The organism is Methanosarcina thermophila TM-1 (assembly GCF_000969885.1).
In the GTDB taxonomy this organism is placed as follows: Archaea; Halobacteriota; Methanosarcinia; order Methanosarcinales; family Methanosarcinaceae; genus Methanosarcina; species Methanosarcina thermophila.
This window is the reverse complement of the sequence record NZ_CP009501.1, coordinates 2,130,993-2,143,001: the sequence shown is the minus strand read 5'-3', so window position 1 is coordinate 2,143,001 and position 12,009 is coordinate 2,130,993. Positions and strand designations below refer to the sequence as shown.

The following is a 12,009-nucleotide window of genomic DNA, read 5'->3' as shown; positions in this document are numbered from 1 at the left end:
TAATGGAAGCAAAAGCTCATTCGCCATTTAATTAAAGTAACTGTCCGGCATTAAAGAGATTAATGGAACTCAACTAGAGAGAAATAAGGAAATTCAGGAGATAATATGATACCGAAATTAATCGTTCACAACAGTATAAGTCTCGATGGCTCCACCACAGGCTTCGAAGCAAATCTTGATATTCACTATAAACTCCTGAGCAGTTATCTGCCCGATGCCATAATAGTCGGTTCGAACACTGCAAAAACCGGAACCCAATTTTTCTGTGAAACAATTCCGCCTGAAGAGGAATCGGATTTCAGGAAGCCTGAGATCCAGCCTGATGATCCCAGAGCGTACTGGTTGATTGCAGACTCAAGAGGAATTCTTGAAGGATTATTGCACGTTTTCAGGCGTTCCGATTACGGCAAAGATGTAATTGTTCTCGTCTCGGAAAAGACTCCTGAAGGCTACATTAATTATCTCAAAGAGAGGAATTATGACTTTATCCGAGCCGGAGCAGACCGCGTAAATATCAGGCATGCACTGGAAATTGCAAACGAAAGGTATGGGTTCGAACTTATAGCTTCGGACAGTGGTGGGGTTCTTAACAGTATATTGCTCGAGCACGGGCTCGTTGAAGAAATCAGCCTGATTATTAACCCTGTGATTGTAGGGAAAAACGGGACAAATCTCTTCAGAACCCTGGAGAAAAGTGATATACGACTTGAACTCTTGAAAAATCAAATTGTAGAAAAGCAGTGCGTGCACCTTGTCTACCGAGTTTTGAAAGAATGAAATCTGAGTACGCAGTTTTAATACAGGTCTTTAAAGGTTCTTATGCCGTATTGGAGGGGTTGACAAAATCCTGTCTGTAGATATTAAAGTCTCTGGGAATTCCCCTCCCCTAAAGAGATCCTCCCGTGAGGCATCTTTGCCCTGGAAAAAAAGGCATCAAGATAATCTACCTGCTCTCCTCTACATAAGAAAGAGAGAAAAATCAAGAACTTTTGACAAAAGTTTTTATGGAAAGTTTTTTTCTATAAAAATTTTCCAGATAGGGTTCAGACGAATCTTTTTTGTGTCCTTTTCGGTACAATGCGGAAACTGATGACGATAAAAAGGAAATTATAAATAGGGGGGAATAAAAATAGGAGGAAATAATCCGAAGACGTCACTTCTTTTCCGGAGAGAATGTATTTGAGAACAAACTTCTGAATGAATTCATGCGTAAAGCCGGAAATCTATGAAGTGTCCTTAGAAATCCTGTTCTCAAAAAATGCTTTTAAAAAGCTTTTGTTGCAAAGTGCCCTGAAAAGTATAATCCAGAAGTAATAAATGAGTTGCCCTATATTTATTAGCTGATCAAAAATTTCTAGAAAACCAGTATAAAGGCAGTAAAATCTGCTGTAGAGAACTTAGTGCCTGAATTTATGAATCCCGTATTGCTTAGGATTCAAAAATGTGAGGGATCGTAGGGACAATCGATCTGGCAAAAAGTAATCCTGAAAGCAACCTGAGGGAAGAAGTCTGAGAATAAAAAAAGATTAATTTGGAAAAGAGCTTTTAAAAAGATAGAATAGAAGCAGGAAGGACTGAAAAAAAAGCATTTAACTTAAAAAAAATAAATGCTTTTTGGGGCTCTGTAGAAATCCTTAATTTAATCCATAATAATTGTATTACTTTTTTGTTTATATTATAGACTATTAGTTTAACTTTTACTTCTTTTACTTGATTTCTAACCTTTCTTGCTCTTAATGTTTCTCCAAATTTTCTTTTTACAACAGATATTATTGTCTCTACTATATTCCTTCTATTGTATTTGATCTTATCAAAGTCTTTGTTTAATTGTTTTCTATATTTTCCGTTTATTCTCTTTCTTTTTCTTTCTCTCAAAGGTACTATTGAATCTGCTTTTATCTCTTCTCTTATTAGAGTATGAATTTCTTCGGAATCATATCCTTTATCCATCACATAACATTGAGACTTTCTTGACTTGTTTGATTGTCTTATCAGAGTCTTTGCATGCTTGACATCATGATCTGTTTTTTGGCTAATTTTCCATCCTAATATTACTTTTTTAATAGTGTCTACTGATATTGAAGTTTTAAGGAAGCTCCTTCGGAGCTTCCCTGTTCTCTTAGAATAATAATGACTTGCATAAGAACTCGTAAATCCTGTTGCATCAATTGCCGTAATGAGAACTTTTTCTCCATGTGAGTAAAATAGTTTTAGAGTTTTTGACAAAATTAGGTTAAACAATGAAGAGGGAATTCTGGACACAAACTTTTGAAGAGTAGTGTAATGAGGAACCTTATCAAGGTCAAGTTTTTCCTTTATACTGTTCATGAGGTCAACAAGTTCTACAAAGTCACGGTAGTCTGTACTTATATACTCCTTCAATAAAACAAGAACAAGAAGCTGATGTTGAGTATAAACACGTTTGGAATATTTGCAGGAGTAAAGGTTCAGTCTGGAAGACTGAACCGTTTTAAGACTGAGATCAATAAATTTAATATACTTATTTGATGACAATAGCAATTGCTCCTTTGTTTTTTGTGTGGACAAAAAAATTAAGGAGCATTTTTACAATTTTATTTTTATAATTTTTGGGTAAAAACAGAATTTAGAGGATTTCTACAGAGCCCTTTTTGGAAAAAGATATAAAGGATCAATTGGAAAGTAGCGCAGTAATAACTGCGAGAAGTTCCTTCAAAGTTCTTCTGGAGGAAGAGAGAATTTTTGCTAACTCAGACTGCTTTCTGATAGAAATAAAGGAGAAGTATCTCTTTATACCTAAAACTTCCTGGGGAGATGGAATAGAATGAAGGTATCACTTATTGATCTGGCATTTCTTTCAGAAAAAAGGAAAGATGTATTACTCCTGCTGGAAGAGGGACCTAAAACAGGGGATGAAATAAAAACAGCCCTCAATGTCAATTCGACATCAATCATGCCCCAGATCAAAAAGTTAAAAGAAGGGCGCCTAATAGTACAGGACGAGAGAAATACCTATAGGCTCTCCGAGATGGGAGAGATAGTAGTCGAAAAAATGGAGCCTCTACTGAATACTGTAAGAGTTTTTGAGGAAAATTATGATTATTGGACAAATCATGACTTTTCTGCAATTCCCGAGCATCTCCTTAACAGGATTGATGAATTGGGTAACTATTACATGCTTGAAGCCGACCTTAACCGACTTTTTGAATTACCTGAAGATTTTAAAAAGAATCTTTTGGAATCAAAAGATGTAAAAATGTTCCTTTCATATTTTAATCCTCTTCACGTTGAGATGTATTTAGAACTTGTAGAGAAAGGAGCTACAATATGTCTTATCCTGACAGAACCCGTTTTTGACAGGATGAAAAAGGATTACTACAAAGATCTGAAATATCTTGTGGAATCAGAAAATGTTCAGATATATGTCTGTGACAAAAATGTAACCCTCAAAAACGTGGTGACAGAACGTTTCTGCTCGCTTGTGCTATTCGACAAAAAAGGAAAGTTCGATCATCAACGGCTCATGAGTTTTGATGAAAGTGCACTCAAATGGTGTGAAGAACTCTTTTTGTATTATAAAGACCTTTCCACACGACTGGAGAAACTATAATCTCCTTTTGAAATCAGGATGAGTCTTCGTCCAGATACTTACTGATCAAAGCCCTGAATTTGTGAATATCAATGGGTTTGGAGACATAGTCCACACAGCCCATTTCTATGAAATGCTCCTCACTGCCTTTCATAGCATGGGCCGTAACTGCTATCACAGGGATATCTGCAGTCGCAGGATTCTTCTTAATTCTATCGAGAACTTCAAGCCCATCCATCTTTGGAAGTTGCATATCTAGCAGAATAAGATCGAACTTTTTTTCAGCAAGGCGTTCAAGCGCCTTTATTCCATCTTCGGCTTTAGTTATACTGTGCCCATAGAGTTCCAGAAGATCCATAATCAGTTCCATGTTCATGGGATTATCTTCGACAATAAGGATTTTCTTCATCATTAAGCCTCTTCAGCATAGCTAATTGTTGTATCCTATTAATTAATTCTTTTCTTCCGAAAGTGCCCTTTTTCATAATAGAAATAAGGTAACCTTTCAGTTCATTGTTCAGTTCTTCAAGATTCTTCCCGGTAAGTTCGCTGGAAGTGCATACAATAAGAGGAATATCTTTTGTACGTATATCAGCTCTCATGCTGGATATCAGGTCAAACCCGCTGACTTCCGACATCATGAGGTCAACAATCAGTATGTCCGGCTGCGGGTTTGAGAAGAGCTTTTGTAGACCTTCCCTTCCACTGTAAGCTTTGATAACCTCAAAACCTTCGGGCTCAATCATTGAGCTCAGCAGTTCTACAGTATATTCATCATCATCCACGATAAGAACTTTAGGAGATTCGAACCGGAACTTCTTAGTAATTTCTTTGAGGGCATTTACCAGCTCAACCCTTTTTATCGGTTTTGTAAAGGAGTATGTTGCTCCAAGTGTAATTCCAAGCTCGTTGTTATTAGTCATGGAGATGATAAGCACAGGTATGGAAGTTGTGTGAGGATCATTTTTCAACTGCCTCAAAACAAGCCAGCCGTTAGTGTCCGGCAGGAAGACATCCAGGGTAATAATATCGGGTTTCAAGTTCTTTGCAACCTTCAAAACATTTTTTCCGCTATAAAGGGCAGCTACACTATATCCTTCGTCCTTAAGAATAACTGAGAGAAGTTCACTGGAGCTTTTGTCATCTTCGACTACCAGAATAAGTTCCTGTTTAGAATCTCCCTCTCTAGGTAAGTGGACTTCGGGCATCTCGAGTTCTTCTTGCAAATCCTCCATGCTTTTTTTTACTGAAAGTGCTGCTGCTTTGCTCATCTCAAACTCTATCATTACATCCTCAAGTTCTATCTCTTTGGCTTTTCTTAACTCTAAGGGTTTCCTGAGAGGAATCGCAAAGGTAAAGTTGCTGCCTTTCCCAGGCTCGCTCTCAACCCAAATATCTCCCTGATGAAGGGGCACGAGCTTCTTCACAAGAGCAAGTCCAAGTCCTGTGCCGCAATATTGTTTGGTTGCTGACTTACTAAGTTGGGTAAAGGGCTGGAAAAGTTTTAGCTGATCTTCAGCAGAAATGCCTATACCGGTATCTATGACTGAAATAAGCGCTCGATTGCCGCTTTTCTTGCAGTAGATCAGGACTTTTCCGCCGGCTGGGGTAAATTTGATTGCATTGCTTATAAGGTTGTAAAGTATCTGAATCAGTCGACCTCTGTCGGCTTCTAGCGTAGTAAGGTCGGGTTCTATATTAAAAGTCACCTCAAGATCTTTTCCCTGCATAAGAGGAGAGAGAACGGCTTTAACCTCCTCTAAAACGGAGTTGATTGAAAACTCACTATAGTGGAGTTCCATTTTTCCGGCTTCTACTTTTGAAAGGTCAAGAATATCGTTTATGAGCATCAGCAAATGCTTCCCACTGGTAGAAATATTGCGTACATATTTGTACTGCTTTTCATTAAGCTCGCCAAAAGTCTTCTCAAGAAGAATATCCGAAAATCCTATAATGGAATTCAAAGGTGTTCTCAACTCATGGCTCATGTTTGCAAGAAATTCACTTTTGGTATTATTGGCGGCTTCAGCTTCAAGTTTTGCCTGAAGCAATTTTTCTTCCGAACGCCGATGTGTAGTGATATCTAGACCTGTTTTCAGAATCCCGGTAATCTTGCCTTCTTCATTCTTTATGGGAATTGCACTAACTGCCCAGGTCTTCCCATCCCTGGTGACTACTTCCCCGAACTCTTCATTTCCGGACTCCAATACTCTCAATACAGGAGATTTGCCTGGTTTCTCTTTATATAGTATATATATCCCTATAATTTCGCCCGATAACGTCTTCAAGCCTCATACCCATGTGGTCAAGAGCCACTTTATTCAGCCAGATTATTTTCAATTCGGAATCCATAAAGACTACAAGTTCAGTGAGAGAATCGAGAATCAACATTTTTTCATGTTCCTGAGCTTTGAACTTCTCAGAAGTAGTTCTCAGGCGGTCAAGTGTCTGGTTTATTCCTTCAGACAGCCTTGAGAGTTCATCATTTCCTTCCACAGAAAATCGTTCAGAGAAATTCTCGTCTGTCCTCGCCTTTCTCACAAAATTATCAATTGCGACTATCCGGGATATCACTTCCCTGTCAAGAAGAAACTTAAAACTAGCCCCAGTAATAAGTCCTGCGAACAAAAGTAAAAATACCAGGTACTGGAGAAACTTCTGCCCCTCGGCATAGATTGTGCTGGGGGTGTCAGACTGGATTATAAAAGCCGGACTTCCGGAAATATCTTTAATGACAGAATAGCTTGTAACTCGGTTTTCGGTTTTATTATACATGAAATTCGGATTTTTGCTTTCAAAAAGAGCCTGCTGGAAATCAAATGAAGAAGCTTTAAGATTATAAAGGGTAACCGTACTTCCTGTACTTTCCTGGATGGATTCAAGGAAACTAGAATCAAACTTTTTTCCAAGAATGATCGTACCTGAGATTTCGTTATCTCCGGACGCTGCAAGCACAGGTTGACTGGAGATAAATGCAGGCTCGTTTTCCAGCATGACTATGCCTTTTAAAGGAGTCTCAGCCTCTTTACAGAGGAGACTGCCATCTTCTATTCTCTGAAGTATGTCAGGAAGAATAGAAGCATTATTGGATACTCCTGAATCCGAAACTTTGGAATACATAATATTCCCTGAACTGTTTACCAGAAAAATGAAGTCGCAACCACTAACGGAAAAGATCTCATCTACTGCAGTCTCACTGAGATTTTGAGTGTGCTGATTGAGCATTAAAGCTCTGACATCCTCCCTTGAAGAAAGAGCAGAATTGATGCCTTCAAAGTGTAGAACCTGGAGATCAATAATATCCTTTACCCTTTCTACATTTTCAGCTGCCTCTTTTTCCTGCAGATTGGAAAAACTGGAATAGAGGATGCTCTGGGATGCAAGAATAACAACTGAAATGAGAAGAGCAAAGATAACGTAGACGGTAACAAGGATCTTTCCACTAACTTTCATATTTTAAGCTCGATGACAGGTTTCGGGTTAACTGAGTCTGGAGATAAGGTTGGGATAAGATCTACAGGAAGTTTATAAGACAACACTAACAGAATAAATTAAATTATAATCTATTAAAAGTTTTCTCAAACGATCATACCAAAATAATTTTCTCCATATTTAAGAATAGATATGGATATAGATTCTTTTTTTACCAGATAAAAGCTTATGGAGTTTGTATGCCGGAAAAAAGGTCTGAAATAGCAGATGTGGTTAAAATTCGTTTTAATCTTAGAAGAATAAGTAGAAAGAATTGATCTCAAAACATATATTATTCGTATATTCACTAACGGAATTTTAAGAAGATAATCTTAATAAGGTAGAAAATTTGAGCATCTAGCTGGCATAGAGCATAGAACTATGAGGTCAAAATTTATGACCTTATTTATCAAAAAAATAGCAAAAAAAAATTCTTGACAAATAGCTTTTATAAGTTGTTAACTAAAAAAATATCGCGTTCTAACGAAATCATAAGGAGCCTGAGAATTGTTTCTACTGCCGCTGTTCTCATCCCTGCCAGAGGGAGAGGCAGGAAGGAAATCCAGAGGCACTGTGGTTTCTCAGGCGAGACCTGTGATTTCTACTGTATTTCTAAGTTATGGACACTCAGTCCGGAGCATGAAATATTTGGATTGAAAAATCTGTATAATATTATAGACAATAAAATTATAATAAAATAAGTCAATTGATAAAATCTAAAAAAGGTATGACTATGAGCGAATTTACACTCAAAACGAGACTTTTAGCTGCCCTTGAAGGCAAGCCAGTTGACAAAGTACCTGTTTGCTCCGTGACCCAGACCGGGATTGTAGAACTTATGGATAAAGTCGGAGCTCCCTGGCCTGAAGCTCACACCAACCCCGAACTCATGGCAAAGCTGGCAATTGCCAACTATGAGCTTAGCGGACTCGAAGCTGTAAGAATTCCCTATTGTCTTACCGTTCTTGTTGAAGCTATGGGCTGTGAGATCAACATGGGTACCAAGAACAGGCAGCCTTCTGTTACAGGTCACCCCTACCCCAAGGATCTTGAAGGCGCATCCATTCCTGCAGACCTCCTGCAGAAAGGCAGAATCCCTGTTGTACTCGAAGCCATAAAAATAATCAGGGAAAAAGTAGGTCCTGACGTGCCAATTATTGGCGGTATGGAAGGTCCGGTTACGGTCGCCTCCGACCTGGTAAGTGTAAAATCCTTCATGAAGTGGTCCATTAAAAAGATTGATCTCTTCGAGCAGGCTCTGGACCTTGCCACTGAAGCTGCAATCATGTACGCAAATGCAATGGTCGAAGCAGGCGCAGATGTTATTGCCATTGCAGACCCTGTAGCTTCCCCTGATCTCATGAGCCCTGACTCCTTCAGGCAGTATCTCAAGCCAAGGCTGCAGAAGTTCTCCTCAGGTGTGAACTCAGTAACTGTCCTCCACATCTGTGGAAATGTTAACCCGATTCTCAGTGACATGGCAGATTGCGGCTTCGAAGGTCTCAGCGTTGAAGAGAAAATAGGCAGCGCAAAGAAGGGTAAGGAAGTAATCGGAGACAGAGCAAGATTAGTAGGAAACATTTCCAGTCCTTTCACTCTCCTGCCAGGACCTATTGACAAGATAAAAGCTGAAGCAAAAGAAGCTCTTGAAGGCGGAATTGATGTACTCGCACCAGGCTGTGGTATTGCACCTATGACCCCTCTCGAAAATATCAAAGCACTGGTCGCAGCTAGAGATGAGTACTACGCATGAAGAAGCACTAAAAATCCCTTTATTTTTTTCAGGGGCACAGTCCTGAGCTCTTAATTCTTTAAAGCCTCTGGATATCGTGCTCTACTTTATTTTTCTTGTTTTGACAGGCGGAGTGAGTACTCCAGAGCCAGGATTTTATAGACTGTGAGTTCAGGAGGACTTATCCGAACACAGGATTCAGTATAAATAGCTTGATAGCTTATTCAGTATAAAACTTATTAAAATATATTAAACATAGAATATGTCTGAAATACTGGTAGAATAAATCTTAAACTTTTTTTGAAGGAGGTTAAGTATGAGAACTGGAGTTGCAATTGACCTGGGTACTAGCGGTTTTAGAGCCCAGAAAATTGATCTGGATAGCGGCGAAATCAAAAAGACGGTCATAACGCTGCGGAATCCCTTACCCGGAGCAAATGTGATGGACCATCTTGATTTTGCAATTCATTATGGGCTTGATAAAGCTCACGAACTTTCGGTAACAGCCGTAAAAAATATTCTGACCGCACTGAATGTAGATCTGGCAGAAATGGAGAGATTTTCAATCTGCGGAAACCCTATTCAGCTTTCTATATTCCAGGGCATTCCAATCGAAGATCTGGCATATGCAGGTGAGCGTAAAAAGCAAAAATACCATATTGAAGAACAGAATCGAGATGCACGCATAATACCTATGACCGAAATTGAGGGTTTTGAAGAGGCTGTAAACTGCAAATTGATTGTGCCTCCAGCAATTAAACACGAGGTCGGAGCCGATGCGCTTGCACTTATTGTAAAAGCAGGCATGATTGAGAACAATGAGATAGCGATTGCAACGGATTACGGGACAAACGCAGAAATGGCTCTTAAAGCAAATGGCGTTATATATACCGGGTCAGCTGCCGCAGGACCTGCGCTTGAGGGTCAGGAGATAGAATATGGGTCTATTGCTTCTCCTCATACAATTTGCGACGTTGAATTTGAGGGCGAAAACCTGCGCTGCTATGTACTTGACCGGGACATGAAGACCAAAAAAGCTGACCTTGTAAATCCTAAAACCGGGGAAGTTATTGAAAAAGGAGAACTGACTGCAAAGGGCATTACAGGTACAGGAGTCATTGCCCTTATAGAGACGGGCATGAGAAATAAGCTCATTGTGCTGCCAAAGATTCAAACACCGGATGGCGTTATCCATCTGCAGGATGGGATAAAATTCACGAATAAAGACCTTATTGCAGCCGGGAGAGCAATAGGGGCGATCAGAGCCGGACATATCACTCTCTGTGCAGCCGCAGGCATAGAAATGGAAGATCTGCAGGCTGCTCACATGTCAGGAGCTGCGGGCACTTATATGGACGCTGCAAAGGCTCACAAGGTAGGAATGATTCCTTACAATGCGAGTTATGTTTCCCAGATAGGAAATACTTCTCTTACCATTGCCAGGGAGATCCTGCTTTCTGAAGACAGGCTCTGGGAACTGCAGGCGATTGCAAAGGAAATAGTGGGTACCCATGTGATGTTTGCAACCTCCGAGGCATTTAAGGAAGCTTATTTGCTGGAACTTGCTTTCTGGAATGAGGGTATGTCTTTCAAGATGCTTCAGAAGTTTTTGAAAAAGAAAAAACTCCCCATGATCGGCGAACCTTCTGATATTCTCAAAATTGATCGTCGAGTTGAAAGAGATATCCCCGAGCTCGGAGAAGAAGGGCTTGAGGTACTTGAAAGGGTTGGAACTTACCTTACAATGGTAATTGGAGAATGTGAAGGCTGCCGTAAGTGCGTAAAGGTCTGCCCTACCGGAGCCCTTAGAATGGAAGACAACGGGTTTGTAAAAATAAGGACTGACCTCTGTGACGGCGCAAACTGCCAGCGCTGCCTTCACGCCTGTCCAAGTGATAGGTTTAAATGGGAAAACCTGACAGTGGCAGGAAAATAAAGAAGACAAGTTTATTGAGAGTAAAAACGAATAAGGAAAATAAGCAATAAGCAAGACTAAGGGAGGAGAAAACGTGCAGGTCATTGTGGTGGGGGGTTTTCTGGGAAGCGGAAAAACTACCACTATTATCAATATGGGCAAGTACCTGGCAGAAAGAGGGAAGAAAGTTGCCATTATTGTGAACGAGATTGGCGAAATCGGGATTGATGGAGACGTTATAAAGAGATTCGGGTTTGATACGAAAGAGATCACAAGCGGGTGCATTTGCTGTTCCCTGAAAGTAGGATTAAGGACTACTGTTACTCTTCTTGCAAAGGAATACAAACCTGATATCCTGATGATCGAACCCACAGGCATTGCCTTCCCACACGTAATCAGGGATGAAATTGAACTCATGAACCTTGGCGAGCAGGTAAGAATTGCTCCCCTTGTGACCCTGATTGACGGCAGCCGTTTCAAGTACCTGATGAAAGAAGTTAAAGACTTTGCCATGAGGCAGATTATTGATGCGGAAATCCTGGGAATAAACAAGGTAGACCTGATAGAGCCTATTCGTCTTCCTATTCTTGAAGCATCGGTGCAGCAGCTTAATCCGAATGCCAGAGTAGTTCTTCTTTCAGGAAAGGATATGGACGAAAAATTTGAAAATTTCATGCGAATGGTGCTCCCGGATCTTGAAGGAGTGTCCGAAAGACTCCCGAAAGCTGAGGTAACTGAAGAAGCCGAACCCTCTGCGCCGCAAGAGACCGAAAGTTCTATTGAGGCTTCAAAAGTAGGCAGCTATTCTGCAGAATTTGAAGTTGAAGACGGGAACCTTAGCACTGACGCTGCCAGGGAATTAACAACTGAACTGATATACACGATAAAAGCAAAGGTGCTGAAACTAAACCCCGAATTCGTAGGACATATCAAACTCTTCCTGGACAATGGATCAGAAACCGTGAAGCAGAGTGTTACGATATATTACGAGGAGCCCCAGGGAGAAATAATCAAGTCAAAGGAAGGAGCTGTCCCTACACTTAAAATTCTCTCAGCAATCTCAAACGTTGAGAATGGAGCCATTAAAGAAGCTGTAAGCCGTTCAGTCGAGGAAGTCTTTGAAAGAAGAGGAATAAAAGTCAGTAAACCCAAGCTGAACCATGATCATGAACATGGGCATCACGAGAATAATAAACCTGGAAATCATGGGCATGCACAGAGGTTTTCGGATATTAAAAGAAAAGGCAAAGACGAAGAAACGTGTGAGTGAAAGTTAATACTTTCTCACGCCCTTTTTTGATTGTTTTTATAGTGTAACTAATC

Annotated in this window: 10 protein-coding genes; 6 read left to right on the top strand and 4 right to left on the bottom strand. The window is 40.1% G+C overall.

Features of this window, described 5'->3' with window-relative positions; genetic code table 11:
• Nucleotides 1-105 precede the first annotated feature (105 nt).
• The gene (locus MSTHT_RS09255; protein ID WP_048167530.1) at nucleotides 106-777 is read left to right on the top strand and encodes a dihydrofolate reductase family protein; all 672 of its coding nucleotides are present in this window, start codon (nucleotides 106-108) and stop codon (nucleotides 775-777) included.
• A gap of 768 nt (nucleotides 778-1,545) precedes the next feature.
• Here the strand turns inward: MSTHT_RS09255 and MSTHT_RS09250 are convergent.
• Nucleotides 1,546-2,514 carry an IS5 family transposase gene (locus tag MSTHT_RS09250; protein WP_048167529.1) on the bottom strand — a complete coding sequence of 323 codons (969 nt, stop codon included), beginning with the start codon at nucleotides 2,512-2,514 and terminating at the stop codon, nucleotides 1,546-1,548.
• A gap of 116 nt (nucleotides 2,515-2,630) precedes the next feature.
• On the opposite strand from MSTHT_RS09250, the gene MSTHT_RS14540 reads away from it, so the two are divergent.
• Both MSTHT_RS14540 and MSTHT_RS09245 read left to right on the top strand, forming a co-directional pair.
• Nucleotides 2,631-2,807, top strand: coding sequence for a hypothetical protein (locus tag MSTHT_RS14540; protein ID WP_156149741.1), 177 nt, complete (start codon nucleotides 2,631-2,633; stop codon nucleotides 2,805-2,807).
• On the top strand, nucleotides 2,804-3,589 hold the full coding sequence (locus tag MSTHT_RS09245; RefSeq protein ID WP_048167528.1) for a helix-turn-helix transcriptional regulator: 786 nt from the start codon (nucleotides 2,804-2,806) through the stop codon (nucleotides 3,587-3,589). Before MSTHT_RS14540 ends, MSTHT_RS09245 begins: the two co-directional genes overlap by 4 nt.
• Before the next feature lie 13 nt (nucleotides 3,590-3,602).
• Here the strand turns inward: MSTHT_RS09245 and MSTHT_RS09240 are convergent, their stop codons facing one another.
• The 3 genes from MSTHT_RS09240 to MSTHT_RS15190 are packed head-to-tail and all read right to left on the bottom strand — an operon-like array spanning nucleotide 3,603 to nucleotide 7,021.
• Nucleotides 3,603-3,977 (bottom strand): response regulator, encoded by a 375-nt coding sequence (locus tag MSTHT_RS09240; protein WP_048167527.1) that lies wholly within the window; start codon nucleotides 3,975-3,977, stop codon nucleotides 3,603-3,605.
• On the bottom strand, nucleotides 3,949-5,784 hold the full coding sequence (locus tag MSTHT_RS15195; protein ID WP_231588055.1) for a response regulator: 1,836 nt from the start codon (nucleotides 5,782-5,784) through the stop codon (nucleotides 3,949-3,951). The genes MSTHT_RS09240 and MSTHT_RS15195 overlap by 29 nt, the downstream gene beginning before the upstream one ends.
• 25 nt (nucleotides 5,785-5,809) lie before the next feature.
• Nucleotides 5,810-7,021, bottom strand: coding sequence for a CHASE4 domain-containing protein (locus MSTHT_RS15190; RefSeq protein ID WP_048167526.1), 1,212 nt, complete (start codon nucleotides 7,019-7,021; stop codon nucleotides 5,810-5,812).
• A gap of 751 nt (nucleotides 7,022-7,772) precedes the next feature.
• Between MSTHT_RS15190 and mtaA the strand changes: the two genes are divergently transcribed.
• The 3 genes from mtaA to MSTHT_RS09215 all read left to right on the top strand — a co-directional run bounded on the left by mtaA (nucleotide 7,773) and on the right by MSTHT_RS09215 (nucleotide 11,956).
• Entirely contained in the window at nucleotides 7,773-8,792 is a 1,020-nt protein-coding gene (gene mtaA, locus MSTHT_RS09225) for a methylcobamide:CoM methyltransferase MtaA (protein WP_181952168.1), read from the top strand.
• 295 nt (nucleotides 8,793-9,087) lie between these two features.
• A complete protein-coding gene (locus tag MSTHT_RS09220) occupies nucleotides 9,088-10,707 on the top strand; it encodes a methylamine methyltransferase corrinoid protein reductive activase (protein WP_048167524.1) in 1,620 nt (539 codons plus the stop codon).
• Between the two features lie 73 nt (nucleotides 10,708-10,780).
• On the top strand, nucleotides 10,781-11,956 hold the full coding sequence (locus MSTHT_RS09215; protein WP_048167523.1) for a GTP-binding protein: 1,176 nt from the start codon (nucleotides 10,781-10,783) through the stop codon (nucleotides 11,954-11,956).
• The last annotated feature ends 53 nt before the right edge of the window (nucleotides 11,957-12,009 follow it).

Coding starts and splice junctions, on each gene's coding strand:
- MSTHT_RS09255 (WP_048167530.1), top strand. CDS start 106: ATGATACCGAAATTAATCGTTCACAACAGTATAAGTCTCGATGGCTCC.
- MSTHT_RS09245 (WP_048167528.1), top strand. CDS start 2,804: ATGAAGGTATCACTTATTGATCTGGCATTTCTTTCAGAAAAAAGGAAA.
- MSTHT_RS09240 (WP_048167527.1), bottom strand. CDS start 3,977: ATGAAGAAAATCCTTATTGTCGAAGATAATCCCATGAACATGGAACTG.
- MSTHT_RS15190 (WP_048167526.1), bottom strand. CDS start 7,021: ATGAAAGTTAGTGGAAAGATCCTTGTTACCGTCTACGTTATCTTTGCT.
- mtaA (WP_181952168.1), top strand. CDS start 7,773: ATGAGCGAATTTACACTCAAAACGAGACTTTTAGCTGCCCTTGAAGGC.
- MSTHT_RS09220 (WP_048167524.1), top strand. CDS start 9,088: ATGAGAACTGGAGTTGCAATTGACCTGGGTACTAGCGGTTTTAGAGCC.